This is a genomic window from Corynebacterium sp. CNCTC7651 (genome assembly GCF_021496665.1).
Taxonomy (GTDB): domain Bacteria; phylum Actinomycetota; class Actinomycetes; order Mycobacteriales; family Mycobacteriaceae; genus Corynebacterium.
Map to the genome: position 1 here is coordinate 1760129 of NZ_CP071246.1, position 21238 is coordinate 1781366.

Below are 21238 nucleotides of genomic sequence, written 5' to 3' on the forward strand. Positions count from 1 at the left end.
GAAACGTCGTAAAGCGAACTGCCCTGAAAGGAAGTCACGCGAGTGAGAAGCAACCGCGTTCTGACAGCCCTCGCCGCCTGTGTCGCGTCCGCGACGGTGCTTGCCGGTTGCGCTTCCGAGGAGGAGATTCGGCTGGGTGAGCCCGAGCTGGACTTCCCCTACACCAGCACGACGCCGACGCCGACGTTCGAATTGGACCTCGAAGACCTGCTCGACGAGGACGAAGAGGATCTGAATGAGGACGAGGAAGACACGGAGGACACCGAGACGGAGACCTCCGAGGATGAGGATGATGATTCCTCTGAGACCTCGTCCGAACGCACGATTACGCGCACGTCTACGCACGTGAGCACGCGGGAGATCACCGAACAGTCCACCCGTCGCCAAGAGCCCGAGCCCGGTGCCGCCTGCGCCTGGCCGAATGAGGCTGAGGCGAACGGCCGCGAGTTTGCCACCTACTGCAACCGCGAGTGGGCGCGCACGGTGCTGGACGGCCAGCAGTACTTCTGGGTGGCCAAGGGCTCCGGCTGGGTCAGCGTTGACCCGACCGGGGAGCGCGACAACCAGGCGTGCTGGAACCGCGATAGCTTTAACGGCGCCCCGGAAGCAATCCGGAACGCCGTCGTGTACTGCCAGTAGCGCCTAGCCGGGACGTTGAGCCCGGCTATCGGCGGGGCTGGGTTTAGCCGTTGAGCTTGCGGTAGTCGAAGACCTGGTCGATGATGCCGTACTCAACCGCGTCCTGAGCGGTGAGGATCTTGTCGCGGTCCGTGTCAATGCGGACCTGCTCAGCGGTGCGGCCGGTGTGGTGCGCCAGGGTCTCCTCCATCAGGCGGCGCATGCGCTCGATCTCAGCCGCCTGAATCTCCAGGTCAGAAACCTGGCCGCGGGTGCCCTCGGTGGCCGGCTGGTGGATCAGCACGCGGGAGTTCGGCAGCGCTGCGCGCTTACCCGGCGCACCGGCAGCCAGAATCACGGCGGCGGCGGACGCAGCCTGGCCCAGGCACACGGTCTGGACATCTGGGCGGACGTACTGCATCGTGTCGTAGATCGCCATCAGCGCGGTGAAAGAGCCGCCCGGGGAGTTAATGTACATCGTGATGTCGCGGTCCGGGTCCTGGGACTCCAGCACCAGCAGCTGCGCCATGATGTCGTTCGCAGACGTGTCGTCCACCTGGGTGCCCAGGAAGACAATGCGCTCTTCGAAGAGCTTGCCGTACGGGTCAATCTGCTTGGTGCCGAAGCTGGTCTCCTCCAAGAACTGCGGCAGCACGTAGCGGGAAGTGGGCATCTGGAAAGCCATAGTTGTGTTCTCCTTAACTCGTAACTGCTGCTTAGTCGCCGATCGAGTGCTCGCCGGCCTGGGCGGCCTCTTCGATGACGTGGTCGACGATGCCGTATTCCTTCGCCTCCTGGGCGGTGAACCAGCGGTCGCGGTCAGAGTCCTTGGTGATCTGCTCGAAGCTCTGGCCAGTGTGCTCCGCGATCAGCTCCGCCATCTCGCGCTTGGTTTGCGCGAACTGCTTCGCCTGGATGGCAATGTCTGCGGCGGTGCCGCCCACGCCTGCGGACGGCTGGTGCATCATAATCCGCGCGTGCGGCAGCGCGTAGCGCTTGCCCTTCGTGCCGCCGGACAACAGGAACTGGCCCATGGAGGCGGCCAAGCCCATGCCGTAGGTGGCAATGTCGCACGGGGAGTAACGCATCGTGTCATAGATCGCCATACCGGCGGTCACGGAGCCGCCCGGCGAGTTGATGTAGAGCGAGATGTCCCGGGTCGGGTCCTCCGCGCTCAACAGCAGGATCTGGGCGCACAGCTTGTTGGCGATTTCATCGTCAACCTCCTGGCCCAGGAAAATAATGCGCTCGCGCAGCAGGCGCTCGTACACCGAGTCACCCAGGTTCATGCCGTTCGGCGATGTCATATGTCTATCTCCTTCTTTTCGTCCTGCATCATTAACGCCCCCACCCTACCCGCGCGTTCCCGCCACCCGGCTTCGTTCGCTGCCGGCTAACGGGTGCTCCGGAGCCCGTTCCAGCCCTGCCCGATGTCCCGCTCCGGCGTGCCCCGGCGAAAGAATTGTCCTGGAATTGCACCGACCAGGGATTACCCGGGGCTCAGCGAGGAAATCTGCGGATTCCTTCGCCGGCGGAGGGGGTTGGGGCAACAAAGCCCCGGCAGCCGCACGCGGGCGGTGTCCGGGGCTTGATTACTTTACGACGTTCGCTTTACTGCTCGTCAGCCTCTGCCGGCGCCTCAGCTGCCTCAGCCTCGACGGCGTCAGCCTCTGCCTCAACGGCGTCAGCCTCGACCGGGGCCTCGGCCTCGACCTCGGTGGTCTCCTCGACGTCCTCATCGATCTCGCCGAAGTACTCGTTCGGGTCGACGGAATTGCCTTCGTCGTCCGTTACGGTGGTGCGGGAGATGGCGGCTGCAAGAGCCTTGCCGCGGCGCACGTCGGAGAACAGGTTGGCAATCTGGCCGGACTGCTGCAGCTGGGACACGAACTGTGCCGGATCCATGCCGTAGGACTGCGCGGTGAACAGGATGTGGTCGGTCAGCTCCTCCTGGGAAACCTCCGGCTCCTCCTGCTCGGCGATAGCATCCAGGAACAGCTGGGTGCGCACGGACTCCTCAGCCTGCTCGCGGGTCTGCTTGTCAAACTCCTCGCGGGTGGTGCCCTGTGCCTCGAGCAGCTGGGCCAGCGCAGCCTCGTCGTGCGCGAACTGGCCGAGCAGCTGGTGCTGCTGGGTGTGCACCTGCTCATCCACGATGGACTCCGGCAGCGCGAACTCGACCTGTGCGAGGGCTGCCTTCAGCACCTCATCGCGGATGTCCGCAGCCTGCTGCGCCTTCTTGTCCTCTTCGAGCATGGTGCGGGTGTTCTCGCGCAGCTCCTCGACGGTGTCGAACTCGGAAGCCAGCTGTGCGAAATCATCGTCCAGCTCAGGCAGCTTGCGCTCCTTGGTCTGCTGGACCGTCACCTTGACGGTGGCCTCCTCGCCCTTGTGCTCGCCCTGCTCGATGGTGGTGGTGAACTCGGCCTCTTCGCCCGTCTTCAGGCCCTTGATGGCCTTGTCCAGGCCCGGGATCAGGTCATCCGAACCGACCTGGTAGGTCAGGCCCTCGGTGGAAGCGTCCTCGATCTTCTCGCCGTCAATCTCAACCAGGATGTCCAGGACTGCGAAGTCGTCCTTCTTCAACTTGCGGCCGGTGTCCTTCAGCTCGCCGAAGCGTGCACGCAGGTTGTCCAGCTCAGCGTCAACCGCATCCTCGTCGATCTTGAGGGCCGGCACGGTCACGGAGATGGCGGAGAAGTCCGGCACGGTGATCTCCGGGCGGACGTCGAACTCAGCCACGAACTCGACAACGTCGTTGTCCTCGAGCTTGGTGATGTCAATCTTCGGCTGGCCGAGCGGGTTCAGCTCGTGCTCTGCAAGCGCCTGCTCGTAGCGGGTAGGCAGCATGTCGTTGACCACCTGCTCGAGGATCGGGCCACGGCCAAAACGAGCGTCGATAAGCTGGCGCGGAGCCTTACCGCGACGGAAGCCGGGGATGGTGACCTGCTGAGAAATAGCGGCGTACGCCTGGTCGATTTCCTTGCCCAGCTCGTCGAACGGGACAGAGACGTTGAGCTTGACCCGAGTGTCGCTGATCTTATCGACGGAAGTCTTCACGGATTACTCCTGTATGTGATCTCGATTGCCTAAAGTTTGAAAATGGTAGGCCCGGAGGCCTACCTACGTCGGGGCGACAGGATTTGAACCTGCGACCCCCTGCTCCCAAAGCAGGTGCGCTACCAAACTGCGCCACGCCCCGTGAAGCCTGTGTGACTCACGTCGGCCAATTGTAGCGGGCGGTAAAACGACGGGAATAAAGGGGCGGGTAAAACGCCCGCAGAGTGCTCGCGCCACGGGCCCCGAAACGTGAAAAACCGGCCGCGTGCTGCGACCGGTTCTCCGAAAAAGCTTGGAGGGAATGACGGGAATCGAACCCGCGTCTTCAGCTTGGAAGGCTGAGGTATTAGCCACTATACGACATTCCCACATGCATAGAGCTGGAGAAAACTGTAGCGCAGCGAGTACCCGGCGGGCAAAACCTCATGGCCCGCGCGCTGTATATGCTTTGGGGTCATGAACCTTCTTCTCCTCCTCGCCCTCTGCGGCGGCCTGTACTTCCTCTTCTCCGCGGGCGGCTCCGGCGGCTCCCGGAAGCAGATCGCGCAGCGGGAGCAGCTGCAGCTTGACGACGCGTTGGCGGACGCCAAGCGTTGGACCGACCGCCTGGGTTCCCAGGTGCTGAACCTCTCCGGCACCGATGCCGCGTCGAGCCAGGCCATGGCAGATGCGTCCGAGCGCTTCAACGCCGCATCTGCGGGCCTGGCCGACGCCCGCACCGTCAAGCAGGCAATGCTGGCGCGCGAGTCCGCGTTGGAGGGTCTGCACTACGTCAACGCGGCCCGCGAGATCATGGGTCTACCGGCCGGCCCGCAGCTGCCGGAGCTGGAGGGCCAGCGCCAGGCCGGCCGCGTGACCGAGGAGCGCACCGTGCGCCAAGAGGACGGCACGGTAGTGACCGCGTCGCCGCGCGCGACGGAGCAGACGCCGCACTACTACCCGGGCGGCGTGGTAGCAGGCCGCCCGGTCCCGGCCGGCTGGTACTCCACCGCGTGGTGGGCGCCGGCGATGATGACCGGCATGTGGGCCGCCAGCTCCATGATGTTCTACTCCGCCATGTTCGCCGGCATGGCGGGCACCCCGTCCGCGGCAGAGTTTGAGGCCGGCAATTTCGGCGACGGCATGGGCGACATGGGCGCTGGCGATATGGGGGATATGGGTGCCGGCGACATGGGCGGCGGTGACTTCGGGGGCGATTTCGGCGGCGACCTTGGGGGCGGCGGGTTCGACTTCGGGGGCTTCGACTTTTAAGCCCGCAGGAGCCTAGTGCGGGCGGCCCATCTCCATGCCCGCGATCTCCTCGGCGGCGCGAATGACCTCCGCGAGCGCCGCGGCGGCGCGCGACGCCGCCTCGCTGCCCGGCTCCAGCAAATCGTCGCGCACCTCGAACATGATGCCCAGCACGCGGGCGTTCATCTCGTACTCCATGGGGATGTACACGCCGGTGAACGGGGTGTTGCGCTCCACTTTGAACCCTGCCTCGGTGAAGATGCGGGCCGCGGTGTCGGTCAGGATTGCCGGGGAGTGGACGGAGTGGGTGCCAATGCAGACGTCGGGCAGCAGCTTGCCCGCGTGGATCCGGTACTCCTCCGGCTGGTTGTTATAGGAGTGGATGTCCACAATCACGGCCGCGCCGGTCTCGCGCAGGCGGTCGCCTACCAATTTGGCCATCGCATCGTTGTACGGGTGGAAGTAGGTGGCCTTCAGCGACGCATCATCGAAGCCCAGCGGGCGAAGCAGGCCGCCGTCGGCCATGCGGGTGTAGACCGCCCCGCGGCCGGAGGCGTCCATGGAATCGCGCTGGCTGTAGAAGCGGCCCGGGTCCGCCACTAGGCGGGAAAGCCCGTTAACCACGCTGAAGCTGCGGGCCCCAGACTGCTCGCGCGCCGCCGCGGCGAGGGTGTCGGTGCCCACGTCGGTCACGCGGTCCAACTCCACCTCGACCTGCTCCGGCGTGGCAACGAAGTCGGCCGCCACCTCTTCGGGGATGTAACGGGATGCGTGCGGAACGTGCAAAATCACGGGGCAGTCCTGCGCGCCCTCGTCGATGGTGAGGTAGGAGTACATGCCCCGAAGATTAGGGCTGCTGGAGAGTTTTCGCTTGCCAAGTGCCGTCGATAAGCGCGATTGCCCCGGCCTCCTCGAACGCACGCAGCCAGCCCTCCATCGGCCACTGCCCCCATTTCGCGTGGAACGTGGCGGCGTTGGCCAGGATGTCGTCCAGGTGCTCCCACGGCGGGGAGCTCACCGGGTGCCACTGGTGGAACGCGTGCGCGCCGCCGACCCAGTACAGCTCAAAGCCGTGTTCGCGCAGCTGCCAGGCGAAATCGGTGTCCTCCCCGCCGTAGCCCGCGTACGCGGTGTCGAAGCCGCCGAACTCGCGCTCGATGCGCCGCCACGTCTCCGCGGTCAGGGCGAAGGAAAGCGACCAGAACAGGTTGTAATCGTCGGCCAGCACCAGCTCGCCCGGCGCGGGGTTGGGGCGCGCCGGGTGCGGGTCGGGGCGCACGGTGCGCAGCTCGCCTTCCTTCATGTACGTCACTGGGCCCGCCACCACGGCGTCGGGGTGTTCGGCGAGCGCGCGCACGTAGTGCGTGACCAGGTCGCCGGAGGCCACGCAGTCCGCGTCGAGGAAGATGATGGTCTCCGCGCCGCGCTCGATCGCGGTGCGCGCGGCGAGGTTGCGGGCCGCGGCCAGGTTCGTGCCGTCCCCGCCCAGCTCCACCACGTGGCTCTTCGGCACCGCCTTGCGCAGCACATCCGCGTCCGCCAGCGCCACGGTGATGTGGTCCGTGCCCTCCGGCTTCAGGTTCACCTGGTGCGTCAAGTGCGCCGCACGGTTGGCGTTTGCCAGCGTAACCAGGGCAATCTTGCTTGACGACGGCTCCTTAGCAACCCCCTCGATCACCTTCGCCGCCCGGTCTGCCGCGCCCTCGGTTTGCCAGCGGGACCAGTCCGGGTTGAGTGCGGCCGCCTCGGCGAGGAGCGCCGGCCACTCGCTGGCGTCCGGGAACGTGTCCGGCACCAGCGCCAAGCCGGCCTCCTTGAGGGTGAGCGCGTTGCGCTTCTGTTCAATGAAGGGGCGCGGCTGCGGCAGCAAGATGGCAGGTGCGCCGGTGACGGCGATGTCCGCGATGGAGTTCTGCCCGCCCGCCGTCACCACCACACCGGCGCGCTGGAGCAGCTCCGTCGGGTCCTCCACCCGGTTGTCGCCGGTGAGGAACGTGAACGTGTAGTCCGGGCAGGCGCGCTGGACGGCCTCCCAGTCCTCCGGCTCCCATGTGGAGCCGCCCTTGCCGGCCATTACCACTACGTGGCGCGGGTCGCGCTCGATGCCGAGCAGCGGGGTAAGGCGCGAAATGCCGCCGACGGCGTGGAGGCGATCAGCATGCGCCGTCAAAAAATCCGGCACCGGCACCCAGTCGGGCCATGCGGCGATCAGCGCGTCCGCCTGGGCGTAACCCAGTTGGTGCGGGGCGTCGTCGCGAAGCCCCGGCATGGCATGGGCGATCACGGGCACACCCATCAACCGGATGAACACACCTACTTCCACAGACACGTCGACGTAGAAAGCGTCGGGGGCGTTGTCGTTGGTCCAGGAAGCGATCGTCGAAAAGCGGGAGCGGAGCCCCTCGTTGCCGTACGGGGCGTAGTGGAGGGTGCCGCCCGCCGTCATGGCGCGGCCGTAGTGGCCGTGGCCGGCGTCGTCGGCGAGGGTGACGTCCGCGCTCGGGTCCGTGGAGAGGATGGTGGCGGTGTGGCCGAGGCGGGCCAGCGCTCTCTGGATCTCGCGGCAGCGCTGGATGTGGCCGGAGCCGTGGTGGTGGGCGTAGATGCCGATGTGCAAGCCGGTCACGGCCTAAACCTCCCGCAGGTAGCTCGCGTGCACCTCACGGTAAAGCTCGACGTAGGTGCGCGCCGTTTGGGTCAGCGAATGGTTGGACACCACCCAGTCACGCACCGCCGCGCGGTCGATGCCGCGGGCGCGGTGGATGGCGGCGGCTAGCGCCTCGATGTCGTCCGGCGGGGCGAGCGCAACAGGTGCGTGGCGCAAAAGCTCCCCCATGCCGCCGCGGTCAAACGCCGCTACCGGGGTGCCGCACGCCATCGCCTCAAACGCCACCAGGCCGAACGGCTCCTCCCAGCGCGGGCTGACCACCGCCACCTGGCAATTCGCCACCAGGGTGCGCAGCTCCGCGTGGGACATCTCGCCGCGCCATTCGGCAACACCGGGTGCGAGGCGCGGGGCGATCTCCTCGCGGAAGTAGTGGTGGTCCCCGTTGCGGCCTGCAAGCACCAGCTCGATCCCGGCGGCGCGGCACGCGTCCATGGCCATGTGCGCGCCTTTCTCCGGCACGAGGCGGCCGAACCACACCGCGCGTGTGCCGCCCGGGCCCGGCTGCCACGTGGTCACGTTCACGCCGTTCGGGATCACAAGCGAATCCACCGGCAGATCCCAATCCTCTGCGGTGGTGTGGCTCACGGCCACAAAGCGCCCGGCGCGCGGGCCGGCGTTCGTGATCGCGTCCTGCAGTTCATCCACCTGCGGGGTGTGCAGCGTGGTCACCATCGGCAGCGGCGCCGCGTCTGCGCTCTCCGGGAAGATGCGCGGGTTCAGGCTGTTGTTGTGCACCACGTCGTACCTGCCCTGCGCCAGCAGTTCGCGGAGCTGCACAAAAGCCGCGTCTTCACGCTCCTTGCCGCCCTCCGGGTACGTGGTGTCCGTCGCGTCATCCAGGTGGTCGCCCCAGTCCACGCCGGGGAGCTCAAAGCTCTTGTCGTTGCCGTCCGAGCCGGCCGCGGCGAAGAAGTGCACTTCGTGGCCTAAGCCGCGAAGTGCGCTCACCATGGTGTGGCAAAACGCCTCCAGCCCGCCTGCGTAGGGCTCGCGCACTGGGTAGCGCGCCGGGCCGATGAACGCGATCTTCAGGCGCTCGTCCTGCGCCATCGCCGTCATCGTGCGCTCCCGAGAACCTCGGAGTACACGCGCGCGTGCACGGCCTGGACCTCGCGCAGCTGCGCCTCGCGGTCCCCGTGGTAGGCCACGCCGCCGCGCGCAACCAGGTCTTTCGCTGCGCGGCCCGCCGCGCGCCCGTCGCACGCAGGGTACACGGCAACCGCCTCAGGCGTGTCCGCCTGGCCCGCGTAGCAGCCGATATCCGGCACTGCGACGGGCGTGCCGTGGTCCCGGCACATCTCCAACCATCCGGAATGCGTCCCGCGCGTGTACGGCAGCACGCACGCGCCGGCGCGCGCCACCGCTGCGTGCAGCTCCGCGTCGCCGAACGGCTCGTGCACGTGCAGCGCGAGGTTCTCCACGCCGTCCAGCCCCTCTCGCAGGTCCTCGGTCGCAGGCACATCGTGCACGTACACATCCAGCGGCACCTCTGCTGCAATGTCGCGGTAGAACTGCGCGTCCGCCACCACGTTGCCGCGCAAGGACTTCACAAACACCGCCGCACGCTCGCCGCGCTTCTCCACCGCCGGCACCGCAGCAATTCGCGGATGCTTGACGACGTTCACTTCACCCACCCCGAAGTCCTCCCGCAACGCGGCCGCCGCACAGTCCGTGAGCGTGAGCGTTGCTGCCGCGGCGTCCACCAGCACCTTCAGGCGCGCATGGTGGTCGCGCTGGTCTTCCAGGTGCGGGTTGTCAATGTCGTGCACCGTCACCACAAGCGGCACCGGAAGCTCGGCGACCATGGCGCTGATCTCAGCCGTCGTAAAGTGCTCGAAGCCGAAGTGGACGTGCAGGATGTCGGGGCGCTGGGCGGGATCCAGCTCGCGCCAATATTTCGCGGTGAACGCGGGGTGCGGCCACCAGTTACCGTCAATGTCCGGGTCCGGGAGATACGCCACGCCAGCAGGGCGAATTGCCTGCGTATAGGGGTGTTCTGCCGGGATCGAGAGGACCCGCACGGCGCGACGGTTGAAGTTCACCCCACTAATATAATCGTTTGCGCATCAATAAGTTCTGGGGTTAACCCGTTGCTAGGGTGAGCACATGCCAATCCTCACGGTTGTAGGCAATTGCCAGGCCGAATCCACGCGCCGGCTGCTCATGTCCACCGGCGAATTCGAGTCCGAACGCATCAAACCGATCCACGAGATCGAACCCGCCGACCTCGGCTGGTTCACCGATCTCCTTGCGCGCACCGACGTGCTGGTCACCCAGCCGATCCGCAACGATTACCGCGGCGTGCCGGTGGGCACCGCGCAGATGTGCGAGCACCTCCCCCGCGGCGCGCGGCACGTGGTGGTGCCGGTCATGCGTTTCGACGGGCTCATGCCCTACCACGCCATCATCCGCAACCCGCAGGACACGTCGGAAAACCCGCCTGTGGTGCCGTACCACGACCTGCGGATCCTCGCCGCCGCCGCGCGCGGGCTGGACGCACCGGTGCGCCCGGAGGCCTCGGACGAGGCGCTGCGCCGCGCCGCCGCGATGTCCGTGGAGCAGATCAGCATCCGCGAGCGCGCGCACGGTTCCGTGGTGGTGTCCGACTACCTGGCCACCGCGCCGCTGTGGCACACCATCAACCATCCGGACAACGCCACGCTGGCCGTCCTGGCCACGCGTGTGCTGCGCGCGCTGGGCATCGATGCGGACCCCGCGCTGCCGGATTACGAGATGCTGGGCCAGCTCGACGCGCCCGTGGACATGGCCGCGGCCGAGGCGCTGGGCGTTGCGGACCGCCCCGGGCTCACCGCGCGCGACGCGTGGCGCGACAGGAGCTCCGGGCTTATCGACGCTTCCGAGATCGCCCACGCCCAACTGGAGTACTACCGCGCCCGGCCCCACGTGGTGGAGCACGGCCTGGTGCGCCACGCTGAGCGCATTGCAAACCTGGGCTTGCTGGAGGTACCGGCATGATCCACCTGATCGTTGGGCCCGCGGGCCACGGCGTGACCGCGTACGCGCTGCAGCTCGCGGATGCGCTGGGCGCGGGCGACGACGCTGTGGTGCGGGAGGAGACGTTCACCGACGCGCCGCTGCCGGACGCGCCGATCCACGTGGCGTTTACGGACCATCTGTTTGGAACGGGCCCGGATGCGTCCGTCGAAAAGCTGCTTGCCCGGGTGGGAGCGCGGCCGCTGTCCGTGAGCTTCCACGACGTGCCGCAGCCGGAAGAGGGCGAGGCGCGCTATGCCCGGCGCTCGGGCGCGTACCGGCGCTTGGCTGCGGCGGCGGACGTGGTAGGCGTGAACTCGCAGCATGAGGCGCGGTTCTTCGAGGGGTTCGACCCGGCGGTGATTCGCCTGCCGATTCCGGTGATCCAGTCCCGCTTTGCCCCGGAGCCCGGGACCGTCGGCGTGCTCGGGTTCCTCTACCCCGGCAAAGGGCACGAGGACCTGATTGCGGCGCTTGATGGCAGCGGGCGGCGGCTGCGCTTCCTCGGCTCCGTGTCAAAGGGGCACGAGGCGTGGGCGGAGGAGCTTTCGCGCCACGCGGAGATCACCGGTTGGCTCACCGATGCGCAGATGGCCGAGGAGATGGGCCGCATCGAGGTGCCCGTGTGCGCCCACCGGCACTTTTCCGCGTCCGGGTCGCTGATGACGTGGCTGGGCGCCGGCCGTACCGTGCTGGCCAAAGATTCGGACTACACCCGCGAGATCGACGCGTGGTTGCCCGGCCGCATCACCCTAGTCAGCGGCGATTGGCGCAGCGCCGTGGAGGCTTTTGAACCCGAAGTTTTGGCTCCGCCGAGCTACGGCTGGGCCGACGTCGCGAGCGAATGGGAGGACGCATGGCATTCCGCTGGCCTGATGTAAGCGTGGTTATCCCCCACTACAACGCGCCGGATTCGCTTGCGCGTGTGGTGGAGGCGGTGCGCGCGCAGGATTACGCGGGCGAGGTGGAGATTGTCGTGGCGGACGACGGCTCCGAATCCCTCCCCCAGATCCCCGGCGTGCGATTGGTGCAGCAAGAGGACATGGGCTTTCGCGCCGCCGCCGCGCGCAACCTCGGTGCCGCGGCGGCGAGCGGCGAGGTCCTCGCCTTCCTCGACGCGGACACAGTGCCGGAGCAGGGTTACCTCTCCGCGGTGGTGCCGCACATCGTGGGCGATCCGCGCGCCGTGGTCGTGGGCACCCGCCTCACCGGAGCGCAGCGCTCGGAGCCGCAGTGGCTTGCCGATGCTTGGGAGGCCACCGACAACCTCCGCGCCGCCGACCACTCTTCCTGGCGCTACGTCATTTCCGCCGTGTTGACCTGCTCGAAGGCGTTTTTCGACAAGGTCGGCGGTTTCGACGGCAGCTTCGTCGGCTACGGCGGCGAGGACTGGGAGTTCGGCTTCCGCGCGTGGAACGCCGGCGCGACGCTGGTCCACGAGCCCCTAGCCGTTGCGGTCCACCCCGAGGAAGACTTTGGCTCGCGTTACGACGATCCCTCCCAGCGCATCCGCGTCAAAAACGCCGAGTCGCTGGCCTTGGCGCGGCGCATATCGCACCCGCTCGCGCGGCCGGAGGGCGTGATCTTCAGCAACTTCGACGTCAGCGTGGCCGTGCCGGAGCTCGACGGCGAGGGCGTGCTGGAGTTCGTGATCGCCGAGTGGGTGAAGGTGGGCGCGTACGTGCGGGTCGCCGAGGTGCCGGAGCTCTTCGCCGCGGACCCGCGGGTGGGCACCGATCCGGTGGACGCTCGCGTGCACGTGGCCGTCGGTGCCGGCTGGGCCCCGCAAGACATGGACGCGCTGCGCGCCGCCGAGCACGTGCTGTGCCCGGACGGCACGATGCTACGCACCCGGCGCGCCGCGGCGCTTGGCCTGGAGCCGGTGACGGCGCGGCCGGAGGACATCGGGCTCACGCCTGTGGCCGGGCCGCTGCAGCTGGAGCGCTACTTCGCCGGCTGGTAGCCGCGGTTCATATGGGCCACGGCTTACAGCGCGACCCGGCGCGCGAGAAAACCAATGGCGTTTACCTGCTCGACATGGCCGGTGTCTAAGTCGAACCGGTCCCCTGTCATGAGGACGCAACGCGCACCCGGTGGCAACCCATCGAATGAGGAAAGCTCACGTTCCAGCACGCGTTCATCCAGAGCCGTAAGCGCCACCTGGATAAATAAGGTGGAGTCATCGCGGCGGGCGAGAAAGTCAATCTCACCTCCGGGCCCAACACCTGTGAACACCTCGTAGCGCTGACGGAGCAATTCCAGATACACCTGATTCTCGAGGTCATGGCCAGCATTGGTGTTGCGGCGCCCAGTGAGGGCGTCGCGCAGGCCTGCATCGACCCAGTAGTACTTGGGCGTTGATTTCAGCCAGCCTCTGCCGCGGGTGTCGTATCGGTGGCATCGATAGATGAGGTGGGCATCCGCCATGAGCTTGAGATAGCGGTCAACCGTGTCGGTGCTCACCGCTGTTCCTGCAGACTTCAGTGTGTTCGCGACTTTGTTTGCGGAAAGCGGCGAACCGGAATTGTCAAGGACAAATGCCGCGACCTTCAGGAACACTGCGGTATCGCGGACCTCACCTCTTAGCGCGATGTCTCGGGTGAAGATCGAATCGAAGAGATCGCGGTTCAACTGCCTAGTCAGCTCGGGTGACGTGGCAAGCACGCTTCGCGCGAAACCGCCGGTGATCATCCACCGCTGATACGAGGTCTCCACCGGCTCACCATCATCGGTGCCCGTGAACTGTCTGAACTCTTGAAGCGAAAGAGGGAAGACTTCAATGGACACGTACCTGCCAGCCAGATAAGTCAGCCCCTCCCCCGCAAACATGGATGCGTTGGACCCGGTGACGCAGATCTCAAGATCTTGGGAAGCTCGTAGGGAGTTAATCACCCTGGCCCACTGGTCCAGTTCCTGGACTTCGTCCACATGCAGGTGGGTCACCCCGCGAGACGCTGCTTCCACAACGTGCTCGTGGAATGCGTGTGCGTCCCGCAGCGGGTCAAAAGCGAGATCCTCAAAGTTGATCGTGAGGATTGCAGTCGGGTCCGCACCGTTGCCCACCAGATACTCGCGGTACAGCTGCAGCAGCGTCGACTTGCCGCTACGGCGCACGCCAGTAATCAGTCGAACGAGGTCAGGGCTATCAACAGCCTTGAGCTCTTCGAGGTACTGTGGGCGCGGAAAAATTTTCACGATTTACGACTGTACTCGTAAATCGGGAAGGAATAGGCGGGAATTACGAACATAGTCGTAAATCCCGAACGTCGTTACGCGCCCGGAAGCTCTGGGGCGACGCCGGTGTTCTCGTACTCGGCGAGGATGTCAATGCGGCGCTGGTGGCGCTCCTCCTCGCTCCACGGCTGGGAAACGAAGGCGTCCACGATCGCCAGCGCTTCCTCCTCGGTGTGCATGCGCCCGCCGATGCCGATGAGCTGGGCATTGTTGTGCTCACGTGCCAGCTTCGCGGTCTCCACGGACCATGCCAGCGCGCAGCGTGCACCCTTGACCTTGTTGGCCGCGATCTGCTCACCATTGCCGGAGCCGCCGAGCACGATGCCCAGCGAACCCGGGTCCGCCACCACAGCCTCAGCTGCGGCGATGCAGAAGGCCGGGTAGTCATCCAACGCGTCATACTCGTGGGCGCCGCAGTCGGTGACCTCGAAGCCCTTGGACTCCAGGTGCGCCTTGATCTGGTTCTTCCGCTCGAAACCGGCGTGGTCTGCTCCTAGGTAAATACGCATGCCGACCATGCTACCTGGCGGGCAAGCTAGCCCTGTTCGATCTGCGGGTCCTCGGTGCGGGAGCGCTTGAGTTCGAAGAAGTACGGGAATGACGCGAGCTTCACGGAAGCGTCGAAAAGCTCGCCCGCCTCCTCGCCGCGCGGCACGCGGGTGATCACGGGGCCGAAGAACGCGGTGTCGCCGAGCTGAACCACCGGGGTGCCAACCTCGTCGCCTACCGCGTCCATCGCGCGGGAGTGGAAGCCGCGAAGCAGATCATCGGCCGCCTCGGTGTTCGCCACCTCAGCGATCGTGGTCGGCAGGCCGACCTCCTCCAGCGCGGCGCAGATGATTTCGTCGTACGCGCCGTAGCCCTGCTTGCCGCCCTCGCCGCGGGCGTGGACCATCTCGCCCATCACCGTGTACAGCTCGTCGACCTTCTCCGGCTCATCTGCCTTCACCTTGGCAAACACCCGTGCCGGGCCCCAGTTAGCTTCCATCATTGCTGCGTAGGATTCGGGCAAATCCCGACCGTCGTTAAGCACGGAAAGGCTCATGGGCACCCACTCCACCTCAATGTCGCGGACCTGCTCCACCTCCTTGATCCAGCGGGAGGTCTGCCAGCAGAACGGGCAGGAGACGTCGAAGTAGAAAGTCACATTGCTCGCAGCCATAGTGCTACCTTTCTTGCGGTTGTTGTAGGTGCGCCCCACTGTAGACGCACCTTCAAATCCTCACCGGCGCGGGCGGTATGTTGGTCCGCATGAAGACCAACCTCACTCGCGCAGACGCGCAAGCACGCAAGCAGCTGATCGACAACGTCCACTACGACATCACCGTGGACGTCAACGGCAAGGAGCAGTTCACCTCCCACACCGTGGTCACCTTCGATTCCAAGGCTGGCGAGACGTTCTTCGACCTGGTTGCGGACGAGTTCACGGCGACCCTGGACGGCGAGGCGACCGACGGCCGCACGCTCAACCTCACCGAGGGCTCCCACGAGCTGGTGGTGGACGCGACGATCACCTACAACCGCACCGGCGAGGGCCTGCACAAGTTCACCGACCCGAAGGACGGCAAGGACTACCTGTACACCCAGTTCGAGCCGGCGATGGCCATGAAGGTGTTCGGCTGCTTCGACCAGCCGGATCTGAAGGCCACCTACAACGTGCACGTGGTCGCGCCGGAGTCCTACACCGTGGTGCTCAATGAGGCAGTGACGCGCGAGGGCAACACTTGGTCCACCGAGATCACCTACCCGCTGTCCACCTACCTGATCGCGATTGTGGCCGGCGAGTACGAGCACGTCACCGACACCTACGTGGATGAGAAGGACGGCCGCGAGATCGCGCTGGGCCTCTACGCCCGCGCGTCGCTCATCGAGCACATGGACGCGGAGCGCCTGTTCCGCCAGACCAAGGACGGCTTCGACTTCTACCACGCTAACTTCGGCCGCTCCTACCCGTTCGGCGACAAGTACGACCAGATTTTCTGCCCGGAGTACAACATGGGCGCGATGGAGCACGTCGGCGCTGTGACGTACCGCGACGAGTACATCTTCACCTCCGAGCCGACCCCGCACCGCATGGAGCGCCGCAACGACACGATCCTCCACGAGATGGCCCACATGTGGTTCGGCGACCTGGTGACCATGCAGTGGTGGGACGACCTGTGGCTGAACGAGTCCTTCGCCACCTGGTCCGCCGCCACCGCGCAGACCGGCATCGGCGAGTACCCGGACGCGTGGGTCACCTTCGCCGCCATTGAGAAGGCCTGGGCCTACAGCCAGGACCAGCTCCCCACCACTCACCCGATCGCGGCGGACGCGCCGGACATCGAGACCGCAGAGCAGAACTTCGACGGCATCACCTACGCCAAGGGTGCCAGCGTGCTCAAGCAGCTGCAGGCGTACGTGGGCTACGACGAGTTCTTCGCCGGCGTGCGCAAGCACTTTGACAACCACGCTTACGCCAACGCCACCTTCGACGACCTGCTCGGCGCGCTCGAGGAGGCCTCCGGCCGCGACCTCTCCGACTGGGCCGACCAGTGGCTGCGCACGACGGGCGTCTCCCGCCTCTACCCGGAGATCACGGACTCCAGCTTCACCGTGGTCCAGGAATCCGATACGCAGCGCACGCACCGCGTGGGCGTCGGGCTTTATTCGCTTATCGACGGTCGTGTGCAGCGCACCCACAACCTCCGCACCGACATCGAGGGCGAGCGCACCGAGATTCCAGAGTTTGCCGGTGTGGAGCACGACCTGGCATTGGTGAACGATGAGGACCTCACCTACTGCAAGATGGGGCTCACGCCGGAGCACCAAGAGTTCGTGCTGGAGCACCTGGGCGAGATTGAGGATCCGCTGGCGCGCACCGTGTGCTGGTCCGCCATGTGGGAGGCGACCCGCGACGGCCTGCTGCCGGCCCGCAAGTTCGTGCAGCTGGTGGCGCGTTTCGCGCCGGATGAGACCCACCCGAGTGTGCAGGAGCGCCTGCTGCACCAGGCCATCCAGGCCGTCAAGCAGTTCGTGGACCCGGCGTGGCAGGGCGAGGGCTTCGACCTGCTCAACGAGGCGTTCCGCGGCGCCCAGCCGGCCTCCATCTTCGACCGCGCCCTGGCCCGCGTCACTCCGAACGAGGAGACCGTCGCCTACTTTAAGAAGCTGCTGGAGACCGCGCCGGCCTCCAACCAGGAGGTGCGCTGGCTCGCGCTGACCAGCCTCATCGCAGCGGGTGAGCTTCCGGTCGAGGCCGCGGACGAGGAGCAGGACGACTCCAACGAGGGCGCCATTTCCCGCCTGCGCGCACGCGCGACCGTGGATAAGCGCTGGGCGTGGGACAAGCTGGTCAACGAGGACCTGACCAACCTGGAGGCCCGCTACCTCATGGACGGTCTGCACTTCAACGCTGCCGGGCTGGAGGGGCTTTCGGACGAATACTTCCGCGTCGCCCCCGGCCTGTGGGACCGCCTGACCAACGAGATGGCGCAGCGCACCCTCGAAGGCATGTACCCGCTGTGGGACGTGTCTGAAGCGGCCGTCGGTAAGGCAAATGCGCTGCTTAACGACGATTCCGTTCCAGCCGGCCTGCGCCGCATCCTGGCCGAGGGCCAGGACCGCGTGGCAATGGCCGTGCGCAACCGCGCGGTGGACGCCGCCGCGCAGTAACGGTTGCGAGCTGGGGCCGTATGTCCGGCCCTAGCTCGGGGTTACAGCTTCGCGAGCGCCTGCTCGAGGTCGGCGATGAGGTCCGCCTCATCCTCGATGCCGACCGAGATGCGCACCAGCTCGCGCGGCACCTCGAGCGCCGAGCCCGTGACCGCCAAGTGCGTCATGGTGGCCGGGTGCTCGATGAGGCTGCTTTCCACACCGCCCAAGGATTCCGCCAGGCAGAACTCGGTGTTCAGGCACAGCGCCTTGGCCTGCTCTTCCGTCTGCATGAGCACGGAGACCATGCCGCCGAAGCGGCGCATCTGCTTCTTCGCAATCTTGTGGCCCGGGTGCGATTCCAAGCCCGGGTAGCACACCCGCGCCACCGCATCCTGGCGCTCGAGGAATGCGGCGACGGCCTCCGCGTTGTCGCAGTGGCGCTCCATGCGCACCGGCAGCGTCTTCAGGCCGCGGGCGGTGAGGTAGGTGTCAAACGGCGAGGGCACCGCGCCGACCCAGCCGAAGAAGAAGCGCAGGTGCTCCTCAAACTCTGGGTCGTTGCCGCAGACCACGCCGCCGATCACGTCGGAGTGGCCGCCGATGTACTTGGTGGTGGAGTGCAGCACCACGTCCGCGCCGTGCGTGAACGGCTGCTGCAGGTACGGGGAGGCGAACGTGTTGTCCACCACCAGCGTGGCGCCGGCCTTGACCTCGGCGATAGCGGCGATGTCGACGATGTCCAGCAGCGGGTTTGTCGGCGTCTCCACCCAGATCACCTTGGTGTTGTCCTGCACTGCGGCGGCGACGGCGGCGGTATCGGTCATGTTCACCACCGTGTTCTCCACGCCCCACTGGGTGAAGATCTGCTGGATCAGGCGGTAGGTGCCGCCGTACGCGTCGCTGCTGATCACGATGTGGTCGCCCGGCTTGAGCAGAATGCGCAGCACGGTGTCCACCGCCGCCATGCCGGAGGCGAACGCGACCGCGTACTTCGAACCCTCCAGGCCCGCCACCGTCTCTTCCAGCGCGGTGATGGTGGGGTTGCCCACGCGGGTGTACTCGTAGCCGCCGCGCAGCTTCGCCAGGCCGTCCTGGGCAAAGGTGGTGGAGGCGTAGATCGGCGTGTTGATCGGGCCGTACTGGCTGTCCGGAGCGTAGCCCGCGTGGATGGCCTTCGTGGACGGGCCGGACTGACCGGTCTGAGATGCGTGTGTCATGTGACGCATAGTAGACCAAGCGGTTCAGAATTGGGCGTTAGGGCGGATTTATATCCGGCGCGTAGACTGGCCCGCGATGCGAACCGAAACCGTGACCATGCTCGCCGCCAGCGCCGCGGCGAATGACGCTGTGAATGACCTGGAAGAGTGGATCAACGATCCGCAAACGCGGAACCTTTTCGTGGAACGCCCGCTGTGGATCCTGCTGATTATCGTCATCGCGATCGTGCTGCAGATGGTGCTCAACCGCATTATCAACCGCGCGGCGCAACGCTCCATTGCCAACCCTGGCGGCACGATCGCGCTGCGCCGCGGCGAGCAGGACGACGATTCCCCGCAGGCGCGCTCGCAAGAGCAGCGTCGTCAAGCACGGATCAAAACCCTCGCCAACGTGGGGCGCTCCGCCGTGGCCATCATTATCTGGGTGTGGGCGGCCATGGCCGTCCTGGACCAGCTGGGCGTGAACGTGGCGCCGCTGGTCGCGTCCGCCGGCGTGGTCGGCGTGGCGCTTGGTTTCGGCGCGCAATCCCTGGTCAAGGACTTCCTCTCCGGCATGTTCATGCTCATTGAGAACCAGTACGGCGTGGGCGACTCGGTGCAGATCGGCGACATCTCCGGCACCGTCGAGCACATGACCATGCGTATCACCACCGTCCGCGACATCGACGGCACGCTGTGGTACATCCGCAACGGCGACATCGACCAGGTGGGCAACCAGTCCGACGTGTACTCCGTCGCGCGCCTCGAGGTGCCGATCTCCCTGTCCAGCGACCCGTCCGATGCCGCCGCCGTCATCGAGCGCGCGTCCATCGCCGCCGTGCAGGACGACACGATCCGCGACTCCGTCATCGGCCAGCCCGAGGTCCTGGGCATGTCCAGCTTCACGCCGGACCACCTCACCTACCGCGTGAGCGTGAAGACCATGCCGGGTGCGCAGTGGGCCGTGAGCCGCCACATGTACGAGGAGATCCTCGAAGCCCTGCAGGATGCGCAGATTGTCATGCCGGGGCTGGAGCCGCGCCGCATCATCACCGTCAACGACACCCCGGAGGCCTCCCATGACTAGCCCGCAGGAGCACACGCTTTACGACGGAGTCGGGGGCACCCCCTTCTTCCAAACGTTGGTCAAAGGCTTCTACGACCAGGTGAAAGAGGACGACCTGATCGGCCCTATGTACCCGGAGGATGACTGGGAGGGTGCGGAGAACCGGCTGCGCTGGTTCCTGGAGCAGTACTGGGGCGGGCCGCGCACCTACCAGGAGGAGCGCGGCAACCCGATGCTGCGGCGACGCCACTTCCCCTTCCCCATCGGCGAGGCTGAGGCGGACCGCTGGCTCGAGCTCATGGGGAAGTCTCTCGAGCAGTTCAGCGACGAGGAGTTGGCACCGGCCTACCGCGCGCAACTGTGGAACCACATGCAGCGCGTGGCGTACATGATGATCAACCAGGGCCCGCGCGCCTTCTAGCGGCCGCATCCTCGGCCGCTAGAACAGCAGGCCCAGACCGGCGTTGCGGTAGACGGAGCCGAACGGGGCATCGAGGCGCACCCACCTGCCCGCCGTGGCTACGCGCAGGTGGCGCGGGATATCCGCCGGCGCTTCGAAGCCGGGGATGAGGCCCAGCGCGGTGCAGGTGAAGATCATCCGCATCGGAATCTCCACCGGGTCCGCCGATTCCGCATCCGCGGTAAGCACCACGCTGTCCAGCAGCGATTTCGGCGGGCCCGCCGGGCCGGAGAATTGGCGGGCGAGGGCGCGGCCGTCGTCCGCAAGCTGGCGCGCAACCGAGACCGGGACGATGTCGCGCTCCACGAACCCGACCACGGGCGGCAACGCGCCGGGCCACATCGCGTCGCGCGCGGGGCCGATCGGCGCGGGGTCAGGCTCCCCCGCGGATCCGCTGCGCAGCGCGGCGAGCAAGTCCGCCGCCGCAACCGCTGCACCGTCGCGGGACACCGCACCCACCACGCGACGGGCCGCCACGCAGTCAAAGGGGGTGCTCACACAGACATCAAGCGCGCCTTGCTCTTCATCCACCACGCGGATGCGGGCGGTGGCGGTGTTGTCTATTGCGAGGGCGCGCCCCACGAACGTCGTCAAGCTGGGTGCCCCAGCACGAACCGCGAGTGTTTCCACGGGATGCGGCGCTACTGCTCGTTGCTTGCGGCGACGCGGGTGAGAATGCCGATCTCTTTCTGCGTGATCGCGCGCGGAGACGCTGTCGCCATGTCCACCGTGACCTGGATGCATTCGATGGAGCAGCACACGCGGCCCTGTTCATCCTTCACGTCCTGGTGAGTGGTGAAGGAGGTGTTGCCGATGCGGGACACGTAGGTCTCCACCGTCACCGCTGAGGTGTTGGGCAGCACCGGGCGGATATAGTCCGCCTCGATGCGGCGCACGAACGCGGTGAATTCCGTCCCGTCCGCGTACAGGAACTCGCGCGCGAACGCGATGCGGGCTTCCTGCGCGATCTCGATGTACGCGGAGTTGGTGACGTGGCCGTTGCGGTCGAAGTCACCCCACCGCAGGTGGACCTGGTGGACGTGGATGTTGTCGGGGGCGCCCATGTCAGCCATGCA

The 21238-nt window shown here is 66.5% G+C and carries 21 protein-coding genes and 2 tRNA genes; 8 read left to right on the forward strand and 15 right to left on the reverse strand.

The genetic code is table 11. The features are described from left to right. Positions 1–42 precede the first annotated feature (42 nt). The gene (locus JZY91_RS08485) at positions 43–639 is read left to right on the forward strand and encodes a hypothetical protein (protein ID WP_234947489.1); all 597 of its coding nucleotides are present in this window, start codon (positions 43–45) and stop codon (positions 637–639) included. Positions 640–682: 43 nt separating this feature from the next. Here the strand turns inward: JZY91_RS08485 and JZY91_RS08490 are convergent, their stop codons facing one another. The 5 genes from JZY91_RS08490 to JZY91_RS08510 all read right to left on the reverse strand — a co-directional run bounded on the left by JZY91_RS08490 (position 683) and on the right by JZY91_RS08510 (position 4046). Then, positions 683–1303 (reverse strand): ATP-dependent Clp protease proteolytic subunit, encoded by a 621-nt coding sequence (locus JZY91_RS08490; protein WP_234947490.1) that lies wholly within the window; start codon positions 1301–1303, stop codon positions 683–685. A 31-nt stretch (positions 1304–1334) separates the two neighbouring features. Next, positions 1335–1925: an ATP-dependent Clp protease proteolytic subunit gene (locus JZY91_RS08495; RefSeq protein ID WP_234947491.1), complete on the reverse strand. Its 591-nt coding sequence runs from the start codon at positions 1923–1925 to the stop codon at positions 1335–1337. 304 nt (positions 1926–2229) lie between these two features. Then, on the reverse strand, positions 2230–3678 hold the full coding sequence (tig, locus tag JZY91_RS08500; RefSeq protein ID WP_234947492.1) for a trigger factor: 1449 nt from the start codon (positions 3676–3678) through the stop codon (positions 2230–2232). 68 nt (positions 3679–3746) lie between these two features. Beyond that, positions 3747–3820, reverse strand: a tRNA-Pro gene (locus JZY91_RS08505). A 151-nt stretch (positions 3821–3971) separates the two neighbouring features. Then, positions 3972–4046, reverse strand: a tRNA-Gly gene (locus tag JZY91_RS08510). 88 nt (positions 4047–4134) lie between these two features. Between JZY91_RS08510 and JZY91_RS08515 the strand changes: the two genes are divergently transcribed. Further along, positions 4135–4929: a DUF1542 domain-containing protein gene (locus tag JZY91_RS08515; protein ID WP_234947493.1), complete on the forward strand. Its 795-nt coding sequence runs from the start codon at positions 4135–4137 to the stop codon at positions 4927–4929. A gap of 12 nt (positions 4930–4941) precedes the next feature. Here JZY91_RS08515 and JZY91_RS08520 read toward each other — a convergent pair whose 3' ends face one another. The 4 genes from JZY91_RS08520 to JZY91_RS08540 are packed head-to-tail and all read right to left on the reverse strand — an operon-like array spanning position 4942 to position 9618. After that, positions 4942–5745, reverse strand: coding sequence for an N-formylglutamate amidohydrolase (locus tag JZY91_RS08520; RefSeq protein WP_234947494.1), 804 nt, complete (start codon positions 5743–5745; stop codon positions 4942–4944). 10 nt (positions 5746–5755) lie between these two features. Then, the gene (locus JZY91_RS11890; protein ID WP_370639209.1) at positions 5756–7534 is read right to left on the reverse strand and encodes a glycosyltransferase; all 1779 of its coding nucleotides are present in this window, start codon (positions 7532–7534) and stop codon (positions 5756–5758) included. A 3-nt stretch (positions 7535–7537) separates the two neighbouring features. Further along, positions 7538–8626: a glycosyltransferase gene (locus JZY91_RS08535; RefSeq protein WP_234947495.1), complete on the reverse strand. Its 1089-nt coding sequence runs from the start codon at positions 8624–8626 to the stop codon at positions 7538–7540. Positions 8627–8631: 5 nt separating this feature from the next. Then, positions 8632–9618, reverse strand: coding sequence for a glycosyltransferase (locus tag JZY91_RS08540; RefSeq protein WP_234947496.1), 987 nt, complete (start codon positions 9616–9618; stop codon positions 8632–8634). Positions 9619–9682: 64 nt separating this feature from the next. Between JZY91_RS08540 and JZY91_RS08545 the strand changes: the two genes are divergently transcribed. From JZY91_RS08545 to JZY91_RS08555, 3 genes are read left to right on the forward strand one after another with little or no spacing between them, the layout of a single operon-like run. Next, positions 9683–10552 (forward strand): WcbI family polysaccharide biosynthesis putative acetyltransferase, encoded by an 870-nt coding sequence (locus JZY91_RS08545; protein ID WP_234947497.1) that lies wholly within the window; start codon positions 9683–9685, stop codon positions 10550–10552. Continuing rightward, positions 10549–11451, forward strand: coding sequence for a glycosyltransferase family 1 protein (locus JZY91_RS08550; RefSeq protein ID WP_234947498.1), 903 nt, complete (start codon positions 10549–10551; stop codon positions 11449–11451). The genes JZY91_RS08545 and JZY91_RS08550 overlap by 4 nt, the downstream gene beginning before the upstream one ends. Next, positions 11427–12533 (forward strand): glycosyltransferase family 2 protein, encoded by a 1107-nt coding sequence (locus JZY91_RS08555; protein WP_234947499.1) that lies wholly within the window; start codon positions 11427–11429, stop codon positions 12531–12533. Before JZY91_RS08550 ends, JZY91_RS08555 begins: the two co-directional genes overlap by 25 nt. Before the next feature lie 23 nt (positions 12534–12556). On the opposite strand, the gene JZY91_RS08560 is transcribed toward JZY91_RS08555, so the two are convergent. The 3 genes from JZY91_RS08560 to JZY91_RS08570 all read right to left on the reverse strand — a co-directional run bounded on the left by JZY91_RS08560 (position 12557) and on the right by JZY91_RS08570 (position 14966). Continuing rightward, entirely contained in the window at positions 12557–13765 is a 1209-nt protein-coding gene (locus JZY91_RS08560; protein WP_234947500.1) for an ATP-binding protein, read from the reverse strand. A 74-nt stretch (positions 13766–13839) separates the two neighbouring features. Beyond that, positions 13840–14313, reverse strand: coding sequence for a ribose-5-phosphate isomerase (locus JZY91_RS08565; protein ID WP_234947501.1), 474 nt, complete (start codon positions 14311–14313; stop codon positions 13840–13842). A 26-nt stretch (positions 14314–14339) separates the two neighbouring features. After that, on the reverse strand, positions 14340–14966 hold the full coding sequence (locus tag JZY91_RS08570; protein ID WP_234947502.1) for a DsbA family protein: 627 nt from the start codon (positions 14964–14966) through the stop codon (positions 14340–14342). 89 nt (positions 14967–15055) lie between these two features. Between JZY91_RS08570 and pepN the strand changes: the two genes are divergently transcribed. After that, positions 15056–17458: an aminopeptidase N gene (gene pepN / locus JZY91_RS08575; RefSeq protein WP_234947503.1), complete on the forward strand. Its 2403-nt coding sequence runs from the start codon at positions 15056–15058 to the stop codon at positions 17456–17458. 41 nt (positions 17459–17499) lie between these two features. On the opposite strand, the gene JZY91_RS08580 is transcribed toward pepN, so the two are convergent. After that, the gene (locus JZY91_RS08580) at positions 17500–18657 is read right to left on the reverse strand and encodes a cystathionine gamma-synthase (protein ID WP_234947504.1); all 1158 of its coding nucleotides are present in this window, start codon (positions 18655–18657) and stop codon (positions 17500–17502) included. 76 nt (positions 18658–18733) lie between these two features. On the opposite strand from JZY91_RS08580, the gene JZY91_RS08585 reads away from it, so the two are divergent. Both JZY91_RS08585 and JZY91_RS08590 read left to right on the forward strand, forming a co-directional pair. Then, entirely contained in the window at positions 18734–19723 is a 990-nt protein-coding gene (locus JZY91_RS08585) for a mechanosensitive ion channel family protein (RefSeq protein WP_234947505.1), read from the forward strand. Next, the gene (locus JZY91_RS08590; protein ID WP_234947506.1) at positions 19716–20123 is read left to right on the forward strand and encodes a globin; all 408 of its coding nucleotides are present in this window, start codon (positions 19716–19718) and stop codon (positions 20121–20123) included. Before JZY91_RS08585 ends, JZY91_RS08590 begins: the two co-directional genes overlap by 8 nt. 18 nt (positions 20124–20141) lie before the next feature. On the opposite strand, the gene JZY91_RS08595 is transcribed toward JZY91_RS08590, so the two are convergent. Both JZY91_RS08595 and JZY91_RS08600 read right to left on the reverse strand, forming a co-directional pair. Continuing rightward, entirely contained in the window at positions 20142–20756 is a 615-nt protein-coding gene (locus tag JZY91_RS08595; RefSeq protein ID WP_234947507.1) for a hypothetical protein, read from the reverse strand. A gap of 47 nt (positions 20757–20803) precedes the next feature. After that, positions 20804–21235, reverse strand: a complete 432-nt coding sequence (locus JZY91_RS08600) for a thioesterase family protein (protein WP_234947508.1) — start codon at positions 21233–21235, stop codon at positions 20804–20806. Between the last annotated feature and the right edge of the window lie 3 nt (positions 21236–21238).